General features: G+C 52.3%; 34 protein-coding genes and 5 pseudogenes. 17 read left to right on the top strand and 22 right to left on the bottom strand.

Features of this window, described 5'->3' with window-relative positions; translation table 11 throughout:
* Window positions 1–327: 327 nt before the first annotated feature.
* Together GKE73_RS20325 and GKE73_RS20320 are read left to right on the top strand one after the other, a co-directional pair.
* Window positions 328–507 carry a hypothetical protein gene (locus GKE73_RS20325; RefSeq protein WP_230371327.1) on the top strand — a complete coding sequence of 60 codons (180 nt, stop codon included), beginning with the start codon at window positions 328–330 and terminating at the stop codon, window positions 505–507.
* A gap of 160 nt (window positions 508–667) precedes the next feature.
* A complete protein-coding gene (locus GKE73_RS20320; protein ID WP_230371326.1) occupies window positions 668–961 on the top strand; it encodes a hypothetical protein in 294 nt (97 codons plus the stop codon).
* Between the two features lie 64 nt (window positions 962–1025).
* On the opposite strand, the gene GKE73_RS26275 is transcribed toward GKE73_RS20320, so the two are convergent.
* The 5 genes from GKE73_RS26275 to istA (GKE73_RS20300) form a co-directional block, all read right to left on the bottom strand.
* Window positions 1026–1379, bottom strand: a complete 354-nt coding sequence (locus GKE73_RS26275) for an ATP-binding protein (protein WP_376767340.1) — start codon at window positions 1377–1379, stop codon at window positions 1026–1028.
* On the bottom strand, window positions 1358–1762 hold the full coding sequence (locus GKE73_RS26270; protein WP_376767339.1) for an ATP-binding protein: 405 nt from the start codon (window positions 1760–1762) through the stop codon (window positions 1358–1360). Before GKE73_RS26270 ends, GKE73_RS26275 begins: the two co-directional genes overlap by 22 nt.
* Window positions 1755–1973 carry a hypothetical protein gene (locus tag GKE73_RS20310; RefSeq protein WP_230370087.1) on the bottom strand — a complete coding sequence of 73 codons (219 nt, stop codon included), beginning with the start codon at window positions 1971–1973 and terminating at the stop codon, window positions 1755–1757. Before GKE73_RS20310 ends, GKE73_RS26270 begins: the two co-directional genes overlap by 8 nt.
* Window positions 1974–2013: 40 nt before the next feature.
* A complete protein-coding gene (locus GKE73_RS20305; protein ID WP_230371325.1) occupies window positions 2014–2511 on the bottom strand; it encodes a Mu transposase domain-containing protein in 498 nt (165 codons plus the stop codon).
* Between the two features lie 109 nt (window positions 2512–2620).
* The gene (gene istA / locus GKE73_RS20300) at window positions 2621–3238 is read right to left on the bottom strand and encodes an IS21 family transposase (RefSeq protein ID WP_230369460.1); all 618 of its coding nucleotides are present in this window, start codon (window positions 3236–3238) and stop codon (window positions 2621–2623) included.
* Window positions 3239–3344: 106 nt separating this feature from the next.
* On the opposite strand from istA (GKE73_RS20300), the gene GKE73_RS26265 reads away from it, so the two are divergent.
* On the top strand, window positions 3345–3491 hold the full coding sequence (locus GKE73_RS26265; RefSeq protein WP_376767452.1) for a YagK/YfjJ domain-containing protein: 147 nt from the start codon (window positions 3345–3347) through the stop codon (window positions 3489–3491).
* A 62-nt stretch (window positions 3492–3553) separates the two neighbouring features.
* The gene (locus tag GKE73_RS20295; protein ID WP_230371324.1) at window positions 3554–4198 is read left to right on the top strand and encodes a hypothetical protein; all 645 of its coding nucleotides are present in this window, start codon (window positions 3554–3556) and stop codon (window positions 4196–4198) included.
* Window positions 4199–4331: 133 nt separating this feature from the next.
* Here the strand turns inward: GKE73_RS20295 and GKE73_RS20290 are convergent, their stop codons facing one another.
* The 9 genes and pseudogenes from GKE73_RS20290 to GKE73_RS20260 form a co-directional block, all read right to left on the bottom strand.
* Window positions 4332–5234 carry a nuclease-related domain-containing protein gene (locus tag GKE73_RS20290; protein ID WP_230371323.1) on the bottom strand — a complete coding sequence of 301 codons (903 nt, stop codon included), beginning with the start codon at window positions 5232–5234 and terminating at the stop codon, window positions 4332–4334.
* A 276-nt stretch (window positions 5235–5510) separates the two neighbouring features.
* On the bottom strand, window positions 5511–5813 hold the full coding sequence (locus GKE73_RS24365; protein ID WP_312854599.1) for a LysE family transporter: 303 nt from the start codon (window positions 5811–5813) through the stop codon (window positions 5511–5513).
* Window positions 5806–6135 (bottom strand): LysE family translocator, encoded by a 330-nt coding sequence (locus GKE73_RS24360; protein ID WP_280955049.1) that lies wholly within the window; start codon window positions 6133–6135, stop codon window positions 5806–5808. The genes GKE73_RS24365 and GKE73_RS24360 overlap by 8 nt, the downstream gene beginning before the upstream one ends.
* Before the next feature lie 111 nt (window positions 6136–6246).
* Window positions 6247–6654 (bottom strand): DUF2000 domain-containing protein, encoded by a 408-nt coding sequence (locus tag GKE73_RS20280; RefSeq protein ID WP_230371322.1) that lies wholly within the window; start codon window positions 6652–6654, stop codon window positions 6247–6249.
* Between the two features lie 97 nt (window positions 6655–6751).
* Window positions 6752–7018, bottom strand: coding sequence for a helix-turn-helix domain-containing protein (locus GKE73_RS20275; protein ID WP_230371321.1), 267 nt, complete (start codon window positions 7016–7018; stop codon window positions 6752–6754).
* Window positions 7019–7060: 42 nt separating this feature from the next.
* Window positions 7061–7285, bottom strand: coding sequence for a hypothetical protein (locus GKE73_RS24355; protein ID WP_280955048.1), 225 nt, complete (start codon window positions 7283–7285; stop codon window positions 7061–7063).
* A gap of 37 nt (window positions 7286–7322) precedes the next feature.
* Window positions 7323–7565, bottom strand: coding sequence for an AraC family ligand binding domain-containing protein (locus GKE73_RS24350; RefSeq protein WP_280955047.1), 243 nt, complete (start codon window positions 7563–7565; stop codon window positions 7323–7325).
* A 336-nt stretch (window positions 7566–7901) separates the two neighbouring features.
* Window positions 7902–8678 (bottom strand): annotated as a pseudogene (gene panB, locus GKE73_RS20265) (3-methyl-2-oxobutanoate hydroxymethyltransferase).
* Window positions 8679–8974: 296 nt separating this feature from the next.
* Window positions 8975–9388 (bottom strand): LysE family translocator, encoded by a 414-nt coding sequence (locus tag GKE73_RS20260; RefSeq protein ID WP_230371320.1) that lies wholly within the window; start codon window positions 9386–9388, stop codon window positions 8975–8977.
* 447 nt (window positions 9389–9835) lie between these two features.
* On the opposite strand from GKE73_RS20260, the gene GKE73_RS20255 reads away from it, so the two are divergent.
* A complete protein-coding gene (locus GKE73_RS20255) occupies window positions 9836–10288 on the top strand; it encodes an Lrp/AsnC family transcriptional regulator (protein WP_230371319.1) in 453 nt (150 codons plus the stop codon).
* A gap of 126 nt (window positions 10289–10414) precedes the next feature.
* Here the strand turns inward: GKE73_RS20255 and GKE73_RS20250 are convergent, their stop codons facing one another.
* Both GKE73_RS20250 and GKE73_RS20245 read right to left on the bottom strand, forming a co-directional pair.
* Window positions 10415–10804 (bottom strand): GFA family protein, encoded by a 390-nt coding sequence (locus GKE73_RS20250; RefSeq protein ID WP_245393869.1) that lies wholly within the window; start codon window positions 10802–10804, stop codon window positions 10415–10417.
* A 16-nt stretch (window positions 10805–10820) separates the two neighbouring features.
* Window positions 10821–10976 (bottom strand): hypothetical protein, encoded by a 156-nt coding sequence (locus GKE73_RS20245; RefSeq protein WP_230371317.1) that lies wholly within the window; start codon window positions 10974–10976, stop codon window positions 10821–10823.
* Window positions 10977–11028: 52 nt separating this feature from the next.
* Between GKE73_RS20245 and GKE73_RS26260 the strand changes: the two are divergent.
* Window positions 11029–11220 (top strand): annotated as a pseudogene (locus tag GKE73_RS26260) (lipocalin family protein); the annotation flags it as partial.
* Window positions 11221–11335: 115 nt separating this feature from the next.
* Here GKE73_RS26260 and GKE73_RS26255 read toward each other — a convergent pair.
* The 3 genes and pseudogenes from GKE73_RS26255 to GKE73_RS20235 form a co-directional block, all read right to left on the bottom strand.
* Window positions 11336–11605, bottom strand: a pseudogene (locus GKE73_RS26255) (GGDEF domain-containing protein); the annotation flags it as partial.
* Window positions 11606–11619: 14 nt separating this feature from the next.
* Window positions 11620–12003: a GGDEF domain-containing protein gene (locus GKE73_RS24345; RefSeq protein WP_280955046.1), complete on the bottom strand. Its 384-nt coding sequence runs from the start codon at window positions 12001–12003 to the stop codon at window positions 11620–11622.
* A gap of 86 nt (window positions 12004–12089) precedes the next feature.
* Window positions 12090–12458, bottom strand: a complete 369-nt coding sequence (locus GKE73_RS20235) for a hypothetical protein (RefSeq protein WP_230371316.1) — start codon at window positions 12456–12458, stop codon at window positions 12090–12092.
* Window positions 12459–12579: 121 nt separating this feature from the next.
* On the opposite strand from GKE73_RS20235, the gene istA (GKE73_RS20230) reads away from it, so the two are divergent.
* The 5 genes from istA (GKE73_RS20230) (at window position 12580) to GKE73_RS26245 (ending at window position 14797) form a co-directional block, all read left to right on the top strand.
* On the top strand, window positions 12580–13197 hold the full coding sequence (gene istA, locus GKE73_RS20230; RefSeq protein WP_230369460.1) for an IS21 family transposase: 618 nt from the start codon (window positions 12580–12582) through the stop codon (window positions 13195–13197).
* Window positions 13198–13306: 109 nt separating this feature from the next.
* The gene (locus tag GKE73_RS20225; protein WP_230371315.1) at window positions 13307–13615 is read left to right on the top strand and encodes a Mu transposase domain-containing protein; all 309 of its coding nucleotides are present in this window, start codon (window positions 13307–13309) and stop codon (window positions 13613–13615) included.
* Between the two features lie 234 nt (window positions 13616–13849).
* Window positions 13850–14068: a hypothetical protein gene (locus tag GKE73_RS20220; RefSeq protein WP_230369797.1), complete on the top strand. Its 219-nt coding sequence runs from the start codon at window positions 13850–13852 to the stop codon at window positions 14066–14068.
* A complete protein-coding gene (locus GKE73_RS26250; protein WP_376767339.1) occupies window positions 14061–14465 on the top strand; it encodes an ATP-binding protein in 405 nt (134 codons plus the stop codon). Before GKE73_RS20220 ends, GKE73_RS26250 begins: the two co-directional genes overlap by 8 nt.
* Complete coding sequence (locus tag GKE73_RS26245) at window positions 14444–14797, top strand: ATP-binding protein (RefSeq protein ID WP_376767340.1); 354 nt, start codon at window positions 14444–14446, stop codon at window positions 14795–14797. Before GKE73_RS26250 ends, GKE73_RS26245 begins: the two co-directional genes overlap by 22 nt.
* 33 nt (window positions 14798–14830) lie before the next feature.
* Here GKE73_RS26245 and GKE73_RS20210 read toward each other — a convergent pair whose 3' ends face one another.
* The 3 genes from GKE73_RS20210 to GKE73_RS20200 form a co-directional block, all read right to left on the bottom strand.
* On the bottom strand, window positions 14831–16423 hold the full coding sequence (locus GKE73_RS20210; protein WP_312854598.1) for a DUF6538 domain-containing protein: 1593 nt from the start codon (window positions 16421–16423) through the stop codon (window positions 14831–14833).
* Window positions 16424–17012: 589 nt separating this feature from the next.
* Window positions 17013–17435, bottom strand: coding sequence for a hypothetical protein (locus tag GKE73_RS20205; RefSeq protein ID WP_230371313.1), 423 nt, complete (start codon window positions 17433–17435; stop codon window positions 17013–17015).
* A 647-nt stretch (window positions 17436–18082) separates the two neighbouring features.
* Window positions 18083–18769 (bottom strand): HNH endonuclease signature motif containing protein, encoded by a 687-nt coding sequence (locus GKE73_RS20200; protein WP_230371312.1) that lies wholly within the window; start codon window positions 18767–18769, stop codon window positions 18083–18085.
* Window positions 18770–18963: 194 nt separating this feature from the next.
* Here GKE73_RS20200 and GKE73_RS26805 point away from each other — a divergent pair, with 194 nt between their 5' ends.
* The 6 genes and pseudogenes from GKE73_RS26805 to GKE73_RS20185 all read left to right on the top strand — a co-directional run bounded on the left by GKE73_RS26805 (window position 18964) and on the right by GKE73_RS20185 (window position 22140).
* The gene (locus GKE73_RS26805) at window positions 18964–19212 is read left to right on the top strand and encodes a phage integrase N-terminal SAM-like domain-containing protein (RefSeq protein WP_446686357.1); all 249 of its coding nucleotides are present in this window, start codon (window positions 18964–18966) and stop codon (window positions 19210–19212) included.
* Window positions 19213–19234: 22 nt separating this feature from the next.
* A pseudogene (locus GKE73_RS26800) lies at window positions 19235–19693 on the top strand (tyrosine-type recombinase/integrase); the annotation flags it as partial.
* Between the two features lie 38 nt (window positions 19694–19731).
* Window positions 19732–19902 (top strand): annotated as a pseudogene (locus tag GKE73_RS26795) (tyrosine-type recombinase/integrase); the annotation flags it as partial.
* A 498-nt stretch (window positions 19903–20400) separates the two neighbouring features.
* A complete protein-coding gene (locus tag GKE73_RS20190; RefSeq protein WP_230371311.1) occupies window positions 20401–20559 on the top strand; it encodes a hypothetical protein in 159 nt (52 codons plus the stop codon).
* A gap of 13 nt (window positions 20560–20572) precedes the next feature.
* Window positions 20573–20701: a hypothetical protein gene (locus GKE73_RS24340; RefSeq protein WP_280955045.1), complete on the top strand. Its 129-nt coding sequence runs from the start codon at window positions 20573–20575 to the stop codon at window positions 20699–20701.
* Window positions 20698–22140 carry a hypothetical protein gene (locus tag GKE73_RS20185; RefSeq protein WP_230371310.1) on the top strand — a complete coding sequence of 481 codons (1443 nt, stop codon included), beginning with the start codon at window positions 20698–20700 and terminating at the stop codon, window positions 22138–22140. The genes GKE73_RS24340 and GKE73_RS20185 overlap by 4 nt, the downstream gene beginning before the upstream one ends.
* The last annotated feature ends 32 nt before the right edge of the window (window positions 22141–22172 follow it).

The following is a 22172-nucleotide window of genomic DNA, read 5'->3' as shown; positions in this document are numbered from 1 at the left end:
CGCCGTCCCTTGGTGTCCGGCCAATGGCGCGTAGCATTCGGTTGCTCTAGCCGGGGCGGGAATGGTGAGGAATGATTTTTTACGGTTGGAGCAAATACTCCCGTCAGATCGGGAAACGGTATTTTTAGTGGCGGGCGGTTCGGCAGGCTTTGCCGTCTCGGCGGACGGGCAGCACTGGACCGGGGGATACCTCCCGTATATTTCGTCAATCGGCGCGGTTATTTTCTGTAACGGTTACTTCGCGGCTTTTAACGCATCCGGTTACTTTGCGGCCACGTCTACCGACGGAATCGTGTGGAGTAAGCGCACACAACCCGCCGCCTTTACATGCAGCAGCGCGGCGTTTGGCGGGGGATGGTCGTTGTTTTACCTGCATCTGGCGTGGTTTACGGCATATCCCCTGACGGGCCGCGTTACAGCTACGACACCGGTACCCAGTTTGTCGTCCCTGACATCGACGCGCTGGATGGCCGTATCCGACAACTCAAAGCTTACGTGAGGACTTAACCATGGCCGACCTGATCAGTGTTTACGTCTGTGGTCCTGACTGGCTGTTTGACCATGTTGAACAGCTTGACCCGACTGGACCGCTCCCGCACTACTCGACACTAACGCCGGTACCGCCAACATCAGGGAGCGAGGTGGCCGGTATCAGGACGGCCAGTGGGTGGTGTTGCCGGAGCGTCCTGTTAAACAGGAAGTGACACCAGACCTATCACCGGCTATTCCGCAGGAAGTCACCCGCTTTCAAGCGCGTGGTGCGCTTTATCAAGCCGGACTGCTGGACAAGGTGGAAGCATTCATTACGGCCGAGGGAACGGACATGATGCTGAAGCTGGCTTGGCAGGACGCCCAGACGTTCAAGCGGTACAGCCCGTTTATCACCGGGGTTGGCCAGCTGCTTGGGCTGACCGATGCTCAGCTGGATGCGCTGTTTGTGTCGGCCAGTCTGATTGAGTAGGGGGTGGTGTCAATCAGCGTCGAATTTTGACCAGCAAACAGCGTCCAAATTTGACCAGGGCAAATCAGCCGTTTTTCCTCCTCTGCTTGAACCGGTAAGAGTCATTTCCGGTTTCCAGAATGTCGCAGTGGTGCGTCACCCGATCCAGCAGCGCAGTGGTCATCTTGGCATCGCCAAACACGCTCACCCACTCCCCGAAACTCAGATTGGTCGTGATGATCAGCGAAGTCTTCTCATACAACTGACTGATCAGGTGAAACAGCAACGCCCCACCCGATTCGGGGAATGGCAGGTAGCCCAGCTCATCCAGAATCACGGCATCCATCAGTACCAGTTGGCGTGCCAGCAGTCCCGTTTTACCCTGCTGTTTCTCTTTCTCCAACTGGTTCACCGGGTCTACCGCATTGTAGAACCGCACCCGTTTGCCCTGATGAATGGCCGCAATACCCAAGGCTGTCGCCGGTGGGTTTTACCGGTTCCAGTGCCTCCCACCAGGATCAGGTTGTGCGCGGTATCCAAATAGCTGCCACTCGCCAGTTGCTTGATACGGGCTGACTCCAGCGGGGTCTCTGACCAGTCAATGCCGCTCAGGTCACGGTGCACCGGGAAGCGCGCTGCTTTGAGTTGATAGCTCAGACTGCGTGCCTGTCGGTCGGCTTGTTCTGCATCGAGCAATCGTCGCAGCAGCGCCTCTCCCGAAAGGGGGTGCCGGTGAACCTCTGCTTGCAATTCGCGCCATGCTTCGGCCATGCCGTACAACCGCAGTGTTTGCAGTCGGGCCAGATGGGAGGACTCAGACATGCGCCACCTCCCGCAGGGTATCGTAGCGGTCGCAATTCGCCACCGGCTCCTCACGGAGGCTCAATGTGTCGGGTGTCTCCACCACGGCCACTCGAGGGGGGCGGGTCAATCGCCGTAACTCGTTCAGTACAATTGCCGTGCTGGGCTTACCATATTTCTGCGCCAGTTGGCAGGCCACTTCCAGCGTCTCCGGGCCGGATTCACGCGCCACCAGCAGTAGCTCGGCAAAGGCACGATCTCCCCCGGGCTGTTTAAGGGCCTGCTGACGAACCGCTTCGATAGCGGGAGGGAGGACCCATTCGATGAATGGCCGCCCGTGACGGAGGGCACCGGTTTCGTCTCCAGTATCGACAGGTAATGCCGGGCTCGCAGACCATCTGGTCCCGGCCAAAGTGGCGAACATGGCAGGCCAGCTCCGGCCATCGGCCACGATACGAATCGTGCTTAAGCATTGATACGTACCGAAACGACCTTGCCCATTCGGCGGGGACGCTATAACGGTTGCGATCCACCGAGACCAGACAGGTGCTGGAGACGCGCAACAGATGTTCGACGTAACCGTCGAACGGCATGGTGACCGGTCGCAGATGAGGGCGTTCCACCTTCAGTACATCCGCAATGGTGGCCTCTTGCGTGGGATGACGTCGTCCCGCCAGTTCTCGACAGCGCTGTTCCAGCCACTGGTTCAAGCCGCTGAAGTCAGCAAAGCGCGGCGTCGGCGTGAATAGCCATTCACGGATATTGCCCACCTGATTCTCGACCTGGCCCTTCTCCCAGCCTGAAGCGTGCAGGCTACCGGCTCAAACAGGTAATGATTCGCCAGCGCCAGAAAGCGGCGATTGAACTGGCGCTCTTTGCTTAAGCAAACACTGTCTCCACCACGGTCTTGAGGTTGTCGTAGACCATCTTGTGCGGGACCCCACCGAAGAAAGCGAAGGCGCGGCGATGGGCATCGAACACCATCTCCCGGGTCTCGCGCGGATAGGCAACGACAAACATCTGCCGACTGTAGGTCAGACGGAAATGGGCTAGTTTGATGGTCTGGGTAACACCACCGAGCACCACATGTTCGTAGCTCCAGTCGAACTGACCCACTTCACCAGGAGCGAATGACAACGGGACAAAAGCCTGTGTTCTGACGATCTTTGTAGCACTCGCATTCCAGGCCCGGACATAGCGCTGGATGCTGTCGTAGGCCCCGCGATAGCCTTCAGCTTGTAGGAATTCGAATAATCGGCGAGCCGTACGGCGCTGCGCTTTGGGCAGAGAGTGGTCGAGCTCAAGCCACTGCTCCAGTGTTGCCTGAAAGGCACCCAGTTGCGGTTTGGGTTGACGTTGCCGTTGGTAGGTGGGTTCGGCGGTAGTGTTGAGGTATGTCTTGACGGTGTTGCGGGAAAGGTTGAGAGATCGGGCGATGGCACTGATGCTCTCGCCGTTGACGAGGTGTCGGCGACGAATCTTGCCGATGGATTCCATGCAAAGCACTCCGGGTAGACCTCCGCCTAAAAGGCGGAAGTGTGGCACACCCGGGGTGGTCAAAATTGGACGCTGATCACCCCGGAAACCTGGTCACTTTTGCACGCTGTTTTACACAAATGCCACCTATCCGCTGCAGCGTGGTGATCAGCAGAGTATTGAAGCCTTGTTCTACCGAGCCAGCTATCTGTGCAAATCAGCCACGAAGGAATATGGCAATGGGCTGCATGGCTTTGGGGTTAGTCGACGGTAACGGTTACTAGGCATCCAGAACAGAAGCAGTTGGAATTGTTGAGTATTCAGGGGGGAGGGGCGATGAGTAGAGAACTTGAGATTGTTGAGAAGCTCGTGCTGGGGATCGACCCGACTGGTCGTGGGGAGGCGCTACGGACACCCAAAGATCCGGCACTGGATAAAGCCAGAGCCATCTATTACGAGCAACTGAAAAGAGTCTGCAAGCAGTATGCGCTAACAGAAGTACAAGAGCCGGTAAGTGCTGGACGGCAAAGGGAGTCCAGGGCTGGGGAGCGGTGGACGATCACTGAGGATAATCGCCTGATTGCGCTGTGGGAGGCGTCACCGAAGGTAACGACAACAGAGTTATCCGACAAATTAGGAAGGACTCGTACGGCGATCATTACCCGTTTGGTCAAACAGGGGGTTTTTATAGATCAGCAGATGGCAATGCTCGCTGACAATGCGCGTATGGAAGCAAGTGGGCAAGAGCCTTATTGGTCATCTCTCACATTGCAAATAAAGAGGTCCCAGCCTGTCGCTCTGCTCTGTAAGTCTAGAGAGAATGCCGGTAAAGCATGGACGCCTGAGGGAGATCGACTATTGCGTACCTATTGGCATGCCCCTGAGAGGCTGACGTGTGCGCTCATTGGTCTTCAGATGGGCAGAACTCGTGATGCGATCATCGCCAGGGCTTGTGCGGATTGGTGTTCTACCGGATCGTGATGCAGTTCAGGTGGAAGATAGGCTGAGACAACAGAAATAGTCATCTAGGTAGCAACTACCCCCGCTGGGAATGCTTCCTGAGCCGTTGTGGTGGAAGACTCCATTGTTCATCTGTTCGTCAAGTCAGACTTTATTACGGGTTCACGAAGAACAGTGCTGAATGTTGATCTTTTTCGCATTCGGCAAAGAATTCTTTCTTCTGCTTACGTAGGCGAGCGGGTTCTCCACATAGTGGGCAACGGGTCTTGATGGATGTGTTCTTCTCGCAGTCTCTGCAGTAGAAGAAATAGCTGAATGAGTAACGGATCTCGAGGTTATGACTGCCGCAGTGTTTGCAGCAATGCGCGGGAGTATCAGTGGGACTGTCCGGGATAGCGGAAACAGCCTTGTGAACCCGCGTAGCTTGTTCCACCACGGGTGCCAAGCTCTGCTTGACTAGCGGCTTGTTTTTCACCAAAAGGAATGCCGCAATTTTCTTGCGATTCTCTTCTGATAGCACTGGTTCAATCAACTGGCGCGCACGGGATACATTGCTTTCGATGATCTTGTCCGCGATCTGGTCTGCTTTACAGACGTTATCTACTGGGCCACTCTTTGGCCACACAATCACGCCGCTATCTGAAATGGCAATGTAGATATCGATGGATAACTTGTCAAAGAAAGCAGGGTTCTTAGATGCTGTACCCAAAGCTTTGCGGAAGAAGCGTTCTTGCAGGCGGGCCTGAGTGAGTGGAGAGGCAATCCCTTTGGATTGGTTGGCACCAAACCAACGGATCCACTGTCCATCATCCTTGATCTGGATCTTGCCGTGGACGCTTTTGCTTTCCACGATGGTCAACCCGTAAGAGTGGATCAGCAGGTGATCGATCTGTGCGGCATCGCCGTCATCTTCCAGTCGAACCCCGTTGAGTATCAAGACATCTGAGTCCGTAGCAAAGAAGCGCTTCAGGTAAAAGGCCATCTGCTCTTCGGCAGCCCTGCCAGACTTGGCCAGCTTGTCTTCCGACTGGAACGGATCCAACTCCTTAACAATCACGTCAATGCCTACATGTAGCGGTGAATGACATGATTTTACAGGATCCAGTATGGTTTTGGGCTATGTTTTATGCCAATCAGCTAGGTGTGGATCGTCCGTAGCTCGGCCAATGCCGCCGTCTGGGTTGCAGACATTGACAGGCAGCATTGCAGCTCTCAACGGCCATCCCGGAAGTATCTACAAGCTCGGGGGCAATTCAGACCGCTAGCCTCGCTCTCGTATCGTCAACAGGCCAGCGGCACGAAAAGGCGGTTCGGCACCATGCTTCCGGATGGCTTAGTGAATGACATGCTCGATGATGAGGAATGCTGCGATCGTTATCATCGCTCCTCCAGACAGGCGGCTGACGACGGTTGCTGCACGGGGACGGGCCTGTAATACCGCTTTGGCACTAAAGCCCACCACCATATATACCACCCCTGAGATGGCGATGTGGATCAGTGCCAGGATGATGATCTGAACAGTAATCGACCATCCCGCTGCCTGATCGATGAACTGCGGTAACAAGGCGAGGAACAGCAAGAAAACCTTGGGATTCAACCCACTGACACAGGCGCCCTTGAGTGCCCGGTCATTGATGAATTGGATGTCGAAAATGTCTCCTGCCTAGCTGTCGTTTAAGCTGGCGGAGTAAGCCATACCCCATCCACAACAGGTAGGCAGCACCTGTCAGGCTAATCATGGTGAGGGTAATCGGGTGGCTGGCGACCAGCGCGCCCACGCAACCTGCCACAATCAGTGCCACGGTGAGTTGACCTAACAGTATCCCGGAAACTGCGGGGAGTACCACCCGCCCGTTCATGCCTGCAGCGATCACATAAGCCCAGTCGATACCGGGCGTCAGCGCACACAAGGTTGAAACAACCCAGAATGCAGCAATCAGGCTAAGTGCCATAACCATTCACTCCCATACTGTGCCAGCGGCGTCGCGACTGGCCGAATCTTTTCATGTTGGTATCAGTGGTGATCACTGGCGGACATGTAATGGCACGCCAGATCACCCAGGCCGGACTCAAGGATGAAGGGACAGACCCTTTACCGCCTTGTCGACAGCCTTCTTGGGCCCACGGACAGCCAGGCCGACAAGATTCAGTTGGTCAGGATTTTCGGCCGGGAATGCCTGTCGATTGGCTTCGTCATGCCCGGTCGAAAACATGGAAAAGACATAGGGAATCAGCGTCAACTCGCGCTCCAGCCCCTGTCGGTGTGCTCGCTGCAATCCATCCAGACTGGCTTCGAAAACCAGCATCGGCTGGCCTAGCATATTGCCGTAACGCTGGCCATTGGCAGCGACATAGGGCTCTCCCATTACTTCCGGGGCCGCAGCGGCAACCCCACTGGCAAGAAAAGCAACGACGTTCAGCCGCTGCCAGCTGGCAAGGTCATTTCGGACAATCAGGGCTATTTTGGTATCGAACATCGCACACTCCATTCATGATTTTGTGGCACTCATGATCGGAGTCGGGGTGGGGCTCAGTCTAGAATGTTTGTGCACAGGCGCTGGTAAGCTGCCGGTGTCAGACGGTAGGCGCGCTGGAACCAGCGGCCCGGTGGCTTTGATCGGCAAACCCCACATCCATGGCCACTAGGGCGGGTTCGCGTCCGCTGGCCAGCAAGGCCCTAGCTGTGCGAAGTCGCAGTCGGACCAGATAGGCATGTGGCGACAATCCAAAGACTTGTTTGAACTGGCGGGTAAGACGAAAACGGTCGATGCCGAGCATCGGCAGCCAGTTCATCCAGGCCGATGTCTTGCTCCATACGTGCATGGAGCAGATCGCGGGCACGCATGACCTCGCGAGTGGCATTGCACTGGAGGCAAGATCAGCTCAGGTCGTAGCTGTCCGGACAGTAATGCCAAGAGATGGTCCAGGGCTTTGGTCGCAGGCAAGCTGCCCTTCATTGGTATGGAGCGCAAGGAATGCCTGCTGGATGGCTGCACTTAGCGGTGCGTCGTCGGTCAGTGTGCTTTTGAAGGCAGAGAAAGTAGAAATTTCCGGCAATTCCAGCCGGGAAGTCATGTCTGCTATCCAGGGTAATGGCAGATACAACATGGCATAGGTGAAGCCCTCGCGTTCTGGGGCATGCCCGTCATGTACTGCGCCAGGGCTCGATCAGAATGGAGCGCCCCGGCGTGCTGGTATGTAAGGCACGGTGACACAGAAATCGCTGCACGCCCTGCTGGGTAATGCCAACCAGCACCTCGTCATGGTCGTGCGGGTCATAGGCATGGCCCTGAAAGTGGGCATGTACACTTTCTATACCGGTTGCCCGATGACGATGAACCTGTATCCAGTCATCGTCATGCTCTATTTCACTGCTGCTTGCCTTCATCCGGTGACTGCCTGCAAGGGGGGTCAATACACGGTTCGTTGATGGGGGCCAGATGTTACTGGCGATTCTTCCAGATGCAAAGTGCAATGATCATGCACTGAGGATACAAGTGAACGCCGCTAGCAACCCTGATTATTCATTGTAGCTCCAGCTTCGAGACGGAAATACTAATCACCAGACAATGTGGTGAGACAGGACTATTAACGGGCTATTGCTGCTAAATATTGGCCACCCAACCATAAAAAAGATGCCGCCGATGGACGGCGGCCAAGCGAAGTCATCAAGATCTTCGGGGGAAACAGATAGACAGCAATCGACAAGAAACGGCTGACGTACTTACCACGCATGCAGCTGGTTATCCGGAAAGGTTCCGTTCTTGACGGCTGCGACATAGGCAGCAAAGCTGGCGTGGATATCACAACCATCCTGCATGAAGTTACGGACGAATTTTGCCATTCGCCCAAGATTCAAGCCCAGCATGTCATGCATAACCAATACCGGCCTGCAGTGCCATTACCAGCACCAATACCAATAGTTACACATGAAGACATGCTTTCTGTAATGCGGGTTGCCAGTGTGGCAGGGACCATTTCTAGCACCATCATGACCGCACCAGCTTCATCCAGTGCCTTGGCCTGAGCGTGTATTTGTGCTGCTGTATCAGAGTCTCGTCCACCGGAGACGATAGCCACCCTCGGGCAGATACCGTTTGTGGGGTCAGCCCCAGATGCCCGCATACAGGAATTCCTCTTTCAACCAGAAAGCGTACGATATCAGTCGTCCAGCCACCGCCCTCAAGTTTGACCATCTGTGCGCCTGCATCAGCAAAATGGCTGCGTCGATAGCCCGATCTTGCGATTGTTGATACGTGCCAAATGGCAAATCAGCAACGATCAGCGCTCGCCCATTACTTCGCTGCAAGCCCTGTGCCACGCATGTGGTGTGGTACAGCATATTTTCGAGTGATACGCCGACTGTCGTGCTTCGGCCTTGGCACACCATTCCCAGAGAGTCGCCAACCATGATGCAATCGACACCTGCCTGATCGGCAGTGGCAGCAAAGGTGGCGTCATATGCCGTGAGTACCGCAATCTTTTCTCCATTGGTACGCATATCGGCAAGCCGACGGGTAGTCACTTGCTTGCGGCATTCACCCGTGTGATGCGGAATCTGCCCATAGGGCGGATTCGATTCAATAACGTGAGCTGCTTGGCCCAGAGGGGATTGTTGGTTCATATAGCCTGTCGTTGTGATGACGTTGTAATAGGTGATGTGTGCAGTGTGGGTTGCACCAGACTCTTCTGACCTACCGTAAGATCAGGACTTACAGATAAAGTACGCAATACGCTTGCTAGCTGTCCTGTTCAATCAGATGGCCTCCTGCCTGCAATTACATGTCTCTACTTGATTCAGCGTACTGCCTGCTCAGTGATCAGCAGCAGGCCGATCATGATCATTGCCACTCCAGACACACGGCTTACCACTCGCGCAGCACGAGGGCGGCTTTGCAAAACGGCTTGGGCGCTGAAGCCGACACATAAATACACCACGCCACAACTGATGATGTGAATCAGCCCTAGCGCAACAATCTGTACTGGTATCGACCACGCGGCTGTCTTGGTAGTGAACTGTGGCAGGAGTGCCAGAAACAGCAGAAATACCTTGGGGTTCAGGCCGCTGACACATGCCCCCTTGATCGCCCAATGGTGCCGGGATGGTGTAGCTACCATGCTTGCCGCGCTTGGACTGGCAGGGTGTCGCAGCATGTTGATCCCAACCCAGAGCAAATAGGCGGCACCCAGCACGGTAAGAATGGTAAGCATTGCTTAAGCATACCGGCGACCAGGGCTCCTACGCCAGCGGCTACTACCGGGGTCGCAGTTAGATGACCAAACAGCAGGCCAGCAACCGCAGGTATCACAACCCGCCCCTGTATGCTTACTGCGATGGCATAGGCCCAATCTACACCGGGGTAATAACAAACAGGATGGAGACGGCCCAGAACGCCGCAACAATGCTTATCGGCATGGCTGACACGCCTCGGACGTTTCCTGCCCACCTTGTCCAGGGCTCATTGCCCACCCACAGTCGCTGACATATAGGCTTTTCCATTCTTATCTCCTCTTGCCACGGTTCCTTTGCATGCATGAACATGAAAAGGGTTGATATTTCCAAATTTCAATCAAGTTTTGGAAATACTATCCATTGGTGGCTAGAATGTGCTTCCGAATACTGGTGCGAATGGCACGATTTTTGGGAAAGTTTTCTACATGGATAAGCTAGATCGCAAGATTCTTGCGGAGCTACAGTGTGATGGACGCTTGTCGGTTACCGACTTGGCCGAACGCATAGGACTTAGCGTCTCCCCGTGTCATCGCCGGGTACGTGCTTTGGAGCAAGCCGGGGCGATTCAGGGCTATCGTGCCCACCTTGACCCCCAGCGCGTGGGGTTAAATTTCTCGGCACTGGTTTTTGTCACCATGCGCGATGGCGATCACCAAGCAGTCAAGGCGTTTGAAGATGCCCTGACAGCCATTCCGCAGGTTATCCAGGCGCAGCGACTTTTTGGAGACCCGGACTACCTGCTGCATGTGCTCACCTGCGATCTGGCTACATTTCAGCAGCTTTACGATGAACAGCTTTCCACGTTGCCCAGCGTTCAGCGCCTGACCTCGACCCCGGTCATGAAGAACGTCATACAAGATCGTCCCCTGCCTCTCTGAGTTGCTGGTTTTAACCAATGGTAGGAACAAGCTAGCAAGCGGCCGTAGTTCTTGAAAAGGGAGAATGTCTGCTTCGGCCGAACGGCAGCCAATAGCAGCTTTACACAAAATTCCGGACACGCCCCGCTAAGAAGGCATCGTGTGCCAGCGCGGTAACGTATCCGCTACATCGAACCAGCCGATGCGTTCGCTGTAAAAACCGTGGAAGGTCGGAATCACGGTATCCGCGTTGTCCATTGTGCCGACCAAGATTTCGATTCGGTCAGGATAATTATCGAACTCGTAAAACATGCTGGAACCACAGTTGCCGCAAAAATGCCGTATGCCTTGCAGAGATGAGCGGTATTGCATTGTGTTGCCATTCATTTCAAAGACATTGCGGTTAACTAGTGCGCCGATTAGTACCGCCGAACCAGTGAATCGGCGGCATTCCACACAGTGGCAGTAGCTAACGCGTGTTGGTTCGCCTTTTACGCGATAAGTGATTTCGCCACACAGGCATTGTCCAGTTAACATAGTGTTTATCTCGTTGTTACTTGCGTCCGGCTCCGGCGACGGCCGAAACCGATTTGTGGAACGGGAATCCAAACATGTTGATCAGCAGGCCGCATATCACCAGTGCGATCGCCAGCATCTTCAGGGTAGTCAGTGAAGCGATTGGCGTGGCAAGATAGCCAAGCCCTTCCACGTCACCCAAGCTCGAGGTTAGATTTGTCCCTTCGTGGCTATCGGGCCTACCGTTCGTTTGGGGCAAGTATTGGGTCATTGACCTTGGTAAGGATTATCGCGACGTGAGTGAGCCCCAAAAAGAATACCTGTGGATTCTTTCCAGAACACCGAAGGTTAGCCTAACAGACTATAACGCGCTGCTAAATCGACTAAAAAACCGGGGTTTCGACTTGAAAAAACTGGAACTCACAAACCAGGATTAATGCACTATCAAAAATGGCGAGTTTTGGTTGACTGGCATGAGGGTGAGGGCACCCTGTCGAACACACGAGAAGATGCCGCGTGCGCTTAAAACTTCTGGTCGAAATTAATCAGCCATTACGCAGTTTCTACCATTTCCCTTGGCGCGATAAAGTGCCTTATCAGCTCGGATAAGCCGGTATCGATTGATTCGTTGGCCTTTATTTGTGCAACGCCGAATGAGGCAGTAATCGTCAAAGGTCGAGGATGCTCTAGCAGAGGCGTACTTGCCAAATAACCACGCATGCGCTCGGCAAGACTCAGTGCAGAGGGCAATTCTGTCATCGGCAAGACCAACAAGAACTCTTCGCCTCCATAGCGTCCGAAAGTATCGCCTAATCGTATTTGCGACTCAGTCCGCTCTAGAAGGCAACCAGTACCTCATCGCCCGAGGCATGCCCAAACTGGTCGTTGACCTGTTTGAACCGATCGATATCAATCAGAACGATGCTGCATGGATTGCCATGACGCCTAAAAAGATCTAGTTGCTGCTCCAATTGAGCAACGATGAAATGCCGGTTGTACAGGTCAGTCAAACTGTCGTGACTGGCAGTAACACTGAGCTGTCTATTGAGTTCATCAAGCTCATTGTTCCGCATTTCCAGTTGTAGGGAGATTCGTCGATTCAACACTAACTGTTTCGCACCATCGACGAACTGTTGGTAAGCATCCCACCCAAATTGGAGTATGACCAGCAGCAGTATGGTCGAGCCAGTAGCCAGCTTGATATAGATCGGGTCGCCCAACCAGAAGTAGTAGCCGATCGGGATTATGAGTACGCAGAAGGTAAAACCAAACGAGGTACGGAATGAAGGGGCCGTATTGACGATGCTTAAGCGGCGGAAACGGCAACCAACACCACCAAGATGGTCATGTCGTAAACCAAGGAATCTGGCCCCGCCACATGGAAGAAGATCACAGCGGAGCCCCAGCACAATCCCTGCAAGGAACGCAGGGCGATCTGCAAGTTGTGCCAATAGGTGATCTGCTGGTTGGGGAGTGGGCGCTTTATCAGACGCGAAGTCAGAACGAAGGTAATGGCATCTGGCAAAGTATTGATGATGATCCAGGTCAGCACGAGCTTCGCCGCCACGATCTCGTGTGCCAGCCAGAAGACGAATCCAGTACCTATCGGCGACAACATCGTCGCCTTACGAGCACGCTCAAACAGAGCAGTCAGGCAAATAGTGTCAACCTCCAATTGATTGTAAAACAGCGTGCAAAAGTGACCAGGTTTCCGGGGTGATCAGCGTCCAATTTTGACCACCCCGGGTGTGCCACACTTCCGCCTTTTAGGCGGAGGTCTACCCGGAGTGCTTTGCATGGAATCCATCGGCAAGATTCGTCGCCGACACCTCGTCAACGGCGAGAGCATCAGTGCCATCGCCCGATCTCTCAACCTTTCCCGCAACACCGTCAAGACATACCTCAACACTACCGCCGAACCCACCTACCAACGGCAACGTCAACCCAAACCGCAACTGGGTGCCTTTCAGGCAACACTGGAGCAGTGGCTTGAGCTCGACCACTCTCTGCCCAAAGCGCAGCGCCGTACGGCTCGCCGATTATTCGAATTCCTACAAGCTGAAGGCTATCGCGGGGCCTACGACAGCATCCAGCGCTATGTCCGGGCCTGGAATGCGAGTGCTACAAAGATCGTCAGAACACAGGCTTTTGTCCCGTTGTCATTCGCTCCTGGTGAAGTGGGTCAGTTCGACTGGAGCTACGAACATGTGGTGCTCGGTGGTGTTACCCAGACCATCAAACTAGCCCATTTCCGTCTGACCTACAGTCGGCAGATGTTTGTCGTTGCCTATCCGCGCGAGACCCGGGAGATGGTGTTCGATGCCCATCGCCGCGCCTTCGCTTTCTTCGGTGGGGTCCCGCACAAGATGGTCTACGACAACCTCAAGACCGTGGTGGAGACAGTGTTTGCTTAAACAAAGAGCGCCAGTTCAATCGCCGCTTTCTGGCGCTGGCGAATCATTACCTGTTTGAGCCGGTAGCCTGCACGGCTTCAGGCTGGGAGAAGGGCCGGTCGAGAATCAGGTGGGCAATATCCGTGAATGGCTATTCACTCCGACGCCGCGCTTTGCTGACTTCAGCGGCTTGAACCAGTGGCTGGAACAGCGCTGTCGAGAACTGGCGGGACGACGTCATCCCACGCAAGAGGCCACCATTGCGGATGTACTGAAGGTGGAACGCCCTCATCTGCGACCGGTCACCATGCCGTTCGACGGTTACGTCGAACATCTGTTGCGCGTCTCCAGCACCTGTCTGGTCTCGGTGGATCGCAACCGTTATAGCGTCCCCGCCGAATGGGCTAGCAAGGTCGTTTCGGTACGTATCAATGCTTAAGCACGATTCGTATCGTGGCCGATGGCCGGAGCTGGCCTGCCATGTTCGCCACTTTGGCCGGGACCAGATGGTCTGCGAGCCCCGGCATTACCTGTCGATACTGGAGACGAAACCTGGTGCCCTCCGTCACGGGCGGCCATTCATCGAATGGGTCCTCCCTCCCGCTATCGAAGCGGTTCGTCAGCAGGCCCTTAAACAGCCCGGGGAGATCGTGCCTTTGCCGAGCTACTGCTGGTGGCGCGTGAATCCGGCCTGGAGACGCTGGAAGTGGCCTGCCAACTGGCGCAGAAATATGGTAAGCCCAGCACGGCAATTGTACTGAACGAGTTACGGCGATTGACCCGCCCCCCTCGAGTGGCCGTGGTGGAGACACCCGACACATTGAGCCTCCGTGAGGAGCCGGTGGCGAATTGCGACCGCTACGATACCCTGCGGGAGGTGGCGCATGTCTGAGTCCTCCCATCTGGCCCGACTGCAAACACTGCGGTTGTACGGCATGGCCGAAGCATGGCGCGAATTGCAAGCAGAGGTTCACCGGCACCCCCTTTCGGGAGAGGCGCTGCTGCGACGATTGCTCGATGCAGAACAAGCCGACCGACAGGCACGCAGTCTGAGCTATCAACTCAAAGCAGCGCGCTTCCCGGTGCACCGTGACCTGAGCGGCATTGACTGGTCAGAGACCCCGCTGGAGTCAGCCCGTATCAAGCAACTGGCGAGTGGCAGCTATTTGGATACCGCGCACAACCTGATCCTGGTGGGAGGCACTGGAACCGGTAAAACCCACCGGCGACAGCCTTGGGTATTGCGGCCATTCATCAGGGCAAACGGGTGCGGTTCTACAATGCGGTAGACCCGGTGAACCAGTTGGAGAAAGAGAAACAGCAGGGTAAAACGGGACTGCTGGCACGCCAACTGGTACTGATGGATGCCGTGATTCTGGATGAGCTGGGCTACCTGCCATTCCCCGAATCGGGTGGGGCGTTGCTGTTTCACCTGATCAGTCAGTTGTATGAGAAGACTTCGCTGATCATCACGACCAATCTGAGTTTCGGGGAGTGGGTGAGCGTGTTTGGCGATGCCAAGATGACCACTGCGCTGCTGGATCGGGTGACGCACCACTGCGACATTCTGGAAACCGGAAATGACTCTTACCGGTTCAAGCAGAGGAGGAAAAACGGCTGATTTGCCTGGTCAAATTTGGACGCTGTTTGCTGGTCAAAATTCGACGCTGATTGACACCCTGACTGTGAAATGCTCCATAGCTTTGAAAAGCGGGGGAAGAGGGTATTGACCGCTACCATACTGTCTCCCTACTGATGCGGTGGTACGGTGTCCAGTAAGTGCATCATGAACAGCCTCATCGATCCCACACTCCCTGCAGATATCCTTGAAGGTATGGCGGAAACTGTGGAAGTTGATGCCTGCGCGTTTAATCCCCCAGTCCTTCAGGGCACCATTGAACCACTTGGAGAATTGCTCATTGGTCTTTCCCCGTTCGTCTCTGGTCAGCTCTGGAAACAGCATCCCGTCATCGGCCTGTTTCGCTACATAATCCAAGAATCCAAGCCGAATCAGTTCGTGATGGATGGGTACTGAGCGGACGTTCTTCCTGCCCATCTTCAGCTTCTTTCCATTCTCCATGTTGATGGATAGGTAGTAACGCCCATCTCCATAGTCGACAACATCAGCCTTCTCAAGCTGGCAGAGTTCGTTCTGTCTTGCTCCAGTGAACAGAGCGAGCAGGGGAATCCAGAAAACAGCTTCGCCCAGCGGCTTAGATCGGCCCCACTTCTTTGGCCTCTCTCCTTTGGTGAAGATTGGGGCGCTGAAGATCGCTTTCAGATCGGCTAGTGTGTAAGCCCTCTCGGGGGTAGTGGATTCCCCACGAGCCATGACCTTGACTCCGTCCATGGGGTTCGTTGGGATTACCCCATTAGCGTGGGCGTATCTGAAGACCGTACCGACAAAGGCCAAATATTTGGTGTTTATGGTCTTGGCTGGCCGACCTTCCTCAACCAGACGGTTCTTGAACGCAAGGCAGTGTTCTTTGCTGTAGGCGTTAACTGGAAGCAAGCCGTTCACTTCAACGAACGACCGTACCTTATGCTGGTAGTCCTGAAGGGTCTGAGCCGTCAGTTTTCTTTCGACATGGTAGGCTTCAAGCATGTCCTCCAGCGTCTTTCCGTTGACCGCTCTGGAAGAGGGTGCTGGGGCCGCTATCGGGTTCTCAACCCTTGGTGGTGTCTCGACCCATTCCCCTTGGTTGCGCTCTGCTTTGGCCTTGGCAACTTCACGCTTCACCTTGGCCATCTCGAAAGCAAGTTGTTTACGCGATGGAGAATCAGGTGCAACTCGGAATCCACGCAGAGCAAGTAGGAGGTCAGCCTCAAGGAGGTCAACTTCCTTCGCTCCTGTTGCCATGACCTTGGTGGCTTGCTTGGCTGTCCACTCAGAGCCTTGGCTTCTGACCTCAGCCTGTTCTGGAGTTAGCCCATCAATCCGTTTCTGCTCATCCAGAGCTAGAGCCTTGGCAAGTTCGTCTTGAGCGATGGCGCGGATTTGCTCAGAGGTGAGCGTTTCAAGAGTGGTGGAACATTGCCCGGCTTCAAGGGCTTGGAACTTGGCATCCATTTCCCTGCGAGCTTCTATGGCTCTGCGATTGGCTTCGGCTAGCTCTGTAGTGCCTAAGGAACGAACGATTGAGGTTTTGCCCTGAAAGGCATCCTGCAAGTGCTTGGGAATGTAGATGTGGCAGTAATAACTGCGTGAACCACTACGGCGGTAAACACCGACCTGTCTGGCTGGCATTTTTTTGTCGTCTCTCATGTGCAAACAGTAACACACTACAGCGACAGGATCGATTCTAAGTCATTGATTCGCAGTGACATATTGATGTCACTGCGGAAAATTGGCGGAAGCGGTGAGATTCGAACTCACGATGGGCTCGCACCCACGCCGGTTTTCAAGTCAGGAATATGTTTTATTAGTTAATTAAAATCAAAGGCTTACGCCATTTGCCTAACATGATTTTACGGTACAGTACGTTGCAGTAATGGTTGATGTTACTGTGTTACGGCGCAATTCTGGATCAAGCGCCAAAATAGTAACGGCACAAATCCGTCACAGGGTTAACGATCAGCTTTCGCAATCGATTTGCATGCCGTCGGTTGCTTGGTGACGTCGTCGAATTTGGTAGTGGAGTAGTGCATAAGAAAAAGTATCCTGTTTCGATCAGAATTAGATTTTTCTTTAGATATACGTGTGTGGCTCTTGCTCGGCCTAAGTGGTCACTCGACAGGTAAGTGTGAAGCGATAGGTTTACACGGAATACAGGACACGTCCGGCCTAACGAAAAGGTAAGGGGCGCGCCGAAGGCTCGTCCCTCTTGACTGCGGGGTTAGGCGAGCTCAATGAACGATTTGTCATAGTTGATTTGTCCACGTAAAACATACCGTGCCTCTGCCTCAAGAGCAGCGCCCGAAGACAAGATTGCATTAGTAATGATGAACACTCTGTAAGGCTGAGTGCCGATAAAAACGCGAACAATGACTGTATCGCCTCTCTCGAATAGCTCCCGCTCGATTTCGGCATTAAATATTAGTCGCTCAAAGAGGTTGCTACGGCGCTGATACGTGCCGTTATGCGCCTTGAGTTCAGCCTTTCGCTTAGTCCCTGATTCTTTATCAACGAGCCACAGGTCGAACCCCCTGTCTTCGGGTTGCTTGTTCTCGAATGAGTAAGTGTCATGGCTGAACTCATTGAGCAGGTACAATCTCGCGATGTCTTCGATTTTTCGGGTCACGGCATATTCGCCTAACATTTGAATTCACCGGCCTGCGCGGCTTTTTGCGCAGGTCCGGTGGAATGATTGGTTAGGTGCTGGCACTTGGTTTCTCCAAAGGTAGTTTGGACCAAGCGATGTCTGTTGCGACATTCAAGTACAAGCCAAATATGGCGGGGGAAATCGAGAACGAAGCCGACTCACCTACGGCAAGCGGAGGAGGGGTCGCATTTCTCCAGAGCTGCACCTTTTGAGTAATTCTGTGCATTAGATGGACGTCATCTTCAACGTCGGCGACAGTGACGTTCATGACTTCGTTATACCCTTCATGAGCGAATCTATTTCTCCGTTTTCGCATTTCATTCAAGCTATCCACGTCTGCCTTTTCGAGAATTCCAAACTCGATTAGCTTTGGCGCGCAAAACTTAAAAGTATTGTCACTGGTACGGCAAGCCTTCATAAAATTGCCAAGAGAAGATGCGTCATGAGCCCTGGAGATAACCGTACATTTTCTCTCGAAACGAAAGAACCATCGATTCAAATGAAACTGTGTATAGGCCGATGGCAAGTAAGCTTTGTCCGACGGCAGCAGTGAGTTGTTCGGCCATATTTATCGAGGCACCTAACATTTGAATTAAGCGGACGGCGAAAAGCGCAGCTTTTTGACGGTCCGCTGGAATGATTTGTTATGCGTAATTTATTAATTCTGCTCTTAGTCGCAGCATTGAATTGCAAAAATCCTGTGCTAAATTCACTGTGTTCTCGGAGTATTTAATCCAATAATCAACCATTTCTGGGTGTGTTGAGCGGATTTTGCTGATGTCTATATATTCGTAACCACCAGTTGATCCAACTGATCGCTGGCTAAAGTGATGCATTAATTTGGTTACATTATTCATAACATCCAGTCTTAGAGATTCGAGATTCTGATCTGAGAACTTAAAAAGAGGGTCTTTTTCACGAAAAGATAATTGATAAAGTGGATGAATGACTTCGTCTTTTACAAATCGCCCAAAGTGTTCATTCTTAATGAGAAGTATTGTTTCATAAGAAAATATTCCATTAATTTCCTTGAGTAGCTGTCTATCGTGCTCACTAGAGTGTACGCTGGGCGACTGGTTTTGATTCAATAGTAGTTCTTTGTACTTTCTTAGATCCATTCTTGAGATGGATTTGCTGTGGGCAAGTTTGTGATGTTTGTCGCATAAAACAGCCAAATTGTTTGGGTCGTTGTTTTCTCGATTTTCATCAATGTGATGTATTTCAACGATATGTTCATGGCAGTGTTGAACAATGCAGCGGTGCCCCGCTTCTGTCATAACTTGACGCTTTATCTCAGCTGGAATATTGGGGCGTTCTTGCTCGTAAGTCATGAAATTTCCTAATGATCATTGCTGATGTGCTACGGCATAACGGGAAATATACACCTTTGCAGGTGTATATTTGGTTTGTCTGTATGTATAACTAGGAATGATATTCGCATTTCTATTTGTTTTACAAGCCATTAGAGTTGCCAATGCCTGAAAGTACACAGCTAGATGGGACTACCGCGCCACGCTTGCTCGATGTGTTGCGCGAGACGCTGCGAGTCAGGCATTACAGCCTGCGCACCGAGCAGCAATACGTCAATTGGGTACGGCGCTTTTTGCGCTTTCACCATCATCGGCACCCTCGCGAGATGGGGGCTGCGGAGGTCGGTAGCTTTCTCACCCATCTGGCCGTTGAAGGTCAGGTGTCTGCATCCACGCAAAATCAAGCATTGTCTGCGCTTCTGCTCCTCTATCGTGATGTGCTGATGCTGAACTTGCCCGGCTAGATGAGGTTGTTCGGGCCAGACCATCCGGCATCTGCCAGTCGTTCTGACGCGACAGGAGGTCGCGGCACTGCTGGCGCAGGTCGATGGGCAGTACGCGCTGCAGCTGCGTTTGCTATACGGCACCGGCATGCGGCTGATGGAGTGCATGCGCCTGCGGGTCAAAGACATCGACTTCGGGCGTGGCGAAATTCTGATCCGCGATGGCAAGGGGGTGAAAGACAGAGTGACAATGTTGCCTCAGAGCCCGGTGGCACCACTACAGGCCCACCTGCAGCGGCGGCGCGCCATCCATGAAGCAGACTTGCAGGCCGGAATGGCTGATGTGTTTTTACCCGATGCGCTGGCACGAAAATACCCGCATGCCCGGCAGGAATGGGGCTGGCAATATGTGTTTGTCACCACTGGTTATGTGCGCGACCCGCGCTCTGGCGCACAACGGCGGCACCATCAGGATGAAAAGCTACTGCAGCGAGCGATGAAGCGGGCGGTAACGGCTGCCGAAGCATTGCCAAGCTGGCCACACCGCATACGCTACGCCACCGCTTTGCCACCCATCTGCTTGAATCCGGCTACGATATTCGCACGGTGCAGGAGCTATTGGGCCACGCGGATGTCAGCACCACGATGATTTATACCCATGTACTGAACAAGGGAGGCAGGGGTGTGAGCAGTCCGCTGGATAGCCTGTGAGCGCATTATTTGTCGTGCCGGAAGGAACGCGACGATATTCTTTAATGTCGGCTTTACTGCAACTAGCAGCCAATGACATCGATGTTATCGACAGCTTAGGCCGACCTGCGGCCTTCCCATCGAGCAGCGGCGGGTCGTTTCCCAAAACCGGCATTCGTCGGCTCGATAAAAAATGGCCGCAACCTATTGGACGCGGCCATACATATATAGTGAACGTGGGGCGGTTCAAACAGGCTGGGGCTACCGACAAACGCGGTCGGTAGCCAACATTTTCCGATGGAACCATTCAATTCTACCTCACCATCAAATGCATCTTTGCTGCGCTCTACGGCAAGCCACCGGCATGGTCGAAAACCTGTTGCGTCTGGCTGGACTTGAGCCGGCCAATGTGCGGCGGCGGATGGATGCACAGTGCAAAAAAGTTGTCGCCATCATTCCGCTACGTATTACTTTCGATTGAGGTTATTATCAGCTTCATTCAAATAAGGAGTGCCGTCAATGATCAAAAGTAAAACCCCAACTACGCAAAGCAACAACCAAAGAAGTAATGCCTTGAATAGCAATAAAGGTACAACGGGAAGCAATGTAACAAACGCCAAATCTCATGGCAATCGTGGTGCGCAGTTAAATCAAAACAAAATTACCACAAAAAAATGATAGGAAAAAAGTGATGAATGAATTTCCTACGCAGGGTGATATTTTAAAATTTGCTTATGATGCAGTGGGTATCTTGCCGCGTAAGCATGGAGATGAAAGAGACTGGACTGAAACAGGAAAAAATCAATACAAACAAAATTGAATAGACTCCGTAAAGAACATGGCGAACTTTTCTCTAAATTTGCGGATTTGGTTCGTCAGTGCTCATATGTATTGGCGGGAACAATACATGCAGACAGATCTAATCTTGCAATGGGAGATGTGTTTTTTGATTTGTTTGAAACGTATGCGGCTATTGTCCGTGATGATGTGGCTTATCTCTCAAAGAAAGAATCTATTTTGTGGATGCTGCATAATTATCTTGTTCCTAAGTGCGCCAACTCTATTGTTTATAACTCAATAAGATTAAATATTAAGGATGATGAGCTTTTTTATCCGCCGGATCCGTATTGGTACTTGCCAAGTATTACCGATGGAGAGGTGAGTTGGCCATTAGCCAGAGTTATAAACTCGGTTTATCGTGAGTGTCGCTCAGATCGGTTATGCTTCTATCGTTCTGCAGGTGAAGTTGTTGCAAAGCAGCGTGAAGAAAATGCACTGAATTGGATTAATAGTGTCTCTATTCCATCTTGGCATGCTTTGTTCGAGAATTTTGACGAGCCATTGAGTCAGTTTGAAAATTTCATTGTAAATGAAGATAAAAAATCATCATTTATTTTTGCTCTTTTTATGGCAAGGCTATCAACCTACGTGTGCAAAGTGATCTATGATAAGTTTGGGCTGGATGTGCTGCAGAGTTTGATTGCCATGTTTCGAGAGGAGACTGAGAGCGTAGAGCGGCATGCTGCTAATGTTCGTGGCACAATTCAACATCAAATTACTTTAAGAGAAATTCCAGAAGATCGTATTAATTTTTTTTGGTATGAAAATACAGACAAATTTTGGCGTTTAAGCTATAAAGACTATTCAAAATTGTGGTGGAGATTAGAAAATTTGGATGTTGAGGAGCGTTATATTGAATCTGAGCCAGTAAAGGCTATGATTGATCGATTTGGTAAATATCATGTTGAGATGGGTCTTCGACAACTTGTCAATCGAAATGATTTTTGCAAGCCAGTTGATTTTGATGGTACCGTATCGGTGATTGAGGGAATGTCCCATAAGGAAGATATTTCTAGCGCTGATATTGATAAATTTGTTAATGATCTGCAACTTAAACAGTTGCATGAAAAATTTGATTGGGCAGTGTTGTGGTTGATGGCTCTTGCCAAGTATAGATCTGGTGATTATCAAATGGCTCTGCAGATAATGGAGCAGTGCTTTGAGAAGTCAAAGTATCGTGCGGGTAAGTTTTCACAAAGAATCGTTAATCAGTTTACATCTTTGGCAGCAATTAATAAAAAGAAAGTACTTTTCAGGAAAGGTATTGATTGGTCGAGGTATGCAAATATTAAACTAATTGCTCCTGATTTGGTTGATAGTGTCAAGAATGAATATCCTGAAAATTACTCCGAATTTATGTATGGATTTCTCCCGGATATACATTCAAGTATATTCGGTGAATTTTTTGACGGGTATTGATTTGTACGATGGCGATTTTTAATTTATCAATA

This window comes from Paludibacterium denitrificans, from assembly GCF_009707705.1.
GTDB lineage: Bacteria > Pseudomonadota > Gammaproteobacteria > Burkholderiales > Chromobacteriaceae > Paludibacterium_A > Paludibacterium_A denitrificans.
The sequence above is the reverse complement of the archived record's forward strand: the minus strand, read 5'-3'. Positions and strand labels throughout refer to the sequence as shown.

What these genes read in the sequence shown, in the direction of transcription:
- GKE73_RS20205 (WP_230371313.1), bottom strand. Translation starts at nt 17,435, where the DNA reads ATGTTAGGCGAATATGCCGTGACCCGAAAAATCGAAGACATCGCGAGA.
- GKE73_RS24350 (WP_280955047.1), bottom strand. Translation starts at nt 7,565, where the DNA reads ATGAAGGCAAGCAGCAGTGAAATAGAGCATGACGATGACTGGATACAG.
- GKE73_RS20255 (WP_230371319.1), top strand. Translation starts at nt 9,836, where the DNA reads ATGGATAAGCTAGATCGCAAGATTCTTGCGGAGCTACAGTGTGATGGA.
- GKE73_RS20190 (WP_230371311.1), top strand. Translation starts at nt 20,401, where the DNA reads ATGATCAAAAGTAAAACCCCAACTACGCAAAGCAACAACCAAAGAAGT.
- GKE73_RS20325 (WP_230371327.1), top strand. Translation starts at nt 328, where the DNA reads ATGCAGCAGCGCGGCGTTTGGCGGGGGATGGTCGTTGTTTTACCTGCA.
- GKE73_RS20250 (WP_245393869.1), bottom strand. Translation starts at nt 10,804, where the DNA reads ATGTTAACTGGACAATGCCTGTGTGGCGAAATCACTTATCGCGTAAAA.
- GKE73_RS26250 (WP_376767339.1), top strand. Translation starts at nt 14,061, where the DNA reads ATGTCTGAGTCCTCCCATCTGGCCCGACTGCAAACACTGCGGTTGTAC.
- GKE73_RS20295 (WP_230371324.1), top strand. Translation starts at nt 3,554, where the DNA reads ATGAGTAGAGAACTTGAGATTGTTGAGAAGCTCGTGCTGGGGATCGAC.
- GKE73_RS24360 (WP_280955049.1), bottom strand. Translation starts at nt 6,135, where the DNA reads ATGGTTATGGCACTTAGCCTGATTGCTGCATTCTGGGTTGTTTCAACC.
- GKE73_RS26270 (WP_376767339.1), bottom strand. Translation starts at nt 1,762, where the DNA reads ATGTCTGAGTCCTCCCATCTGGCCCGACTGCAAACACTGCGGTTGTAC.
- GKE73_RS20280 (WP_230371322.1), bottom strand. Translation starts at nt 6,654, where the DNA reads ATGTTCGATACCAAAATAGCCCTGATTGTCCGAAATGACCTTGCCAGC.
- GKE73_RS24355 (WP_280955048.1), bottom strand. Translation starts at nt 7,285, where the DNA reads ATGTTGTATCTGCCATTACCCTGGATAGCAGACATGACTTCCCGGCTG.
- GKE73_RS20260 (WP_230371320.1), bottom strand. Translation starts at nt 9,388, where the DNA reads ATGCTTACCATTCTTACCGTGCTGGGTGCCGCCTATTTGCTCTGGGTT.
- GKE73_RS20200 (WP_230371312.1), bottom strand. Translation starts at nt 18,769, where the DNA reads ATGACTTACGAGCAAGAACGCCCCAATATTCCAGCTGAGATAAAGCGT.
- istA (WP_230369460.1), bottom strand. Translation starts at nt 3,238, where the DNA reads ATGGAATCCATCGGCAAGATTCGTCGCCGACACCTCGTCAACGGCGAG.
- istA (WP_230369460.1), top strand. Translation starts at nt 12,580, where the DNA reads ATGGAATCCATCGGCAAGATTCGTCGCCGACACCTCGTCAACGGCGAG.
- GKE73_RS20210 (WP_312854598.1), bottom strand. Translation starts at nt 16,423, where the DNA reads ATGCCAGCCAGACAGGTCGGTGTTTACCGCCGTAGTGGTTCACGCAGT.
- GKE73_RS24340 (WP_280955045.1), top strand. Translation starts at nt 20,573, where the DNA reads ATGAATGAATTTCCTACGCAGGGTGATATTTTAAAATTTGCTTATGAT.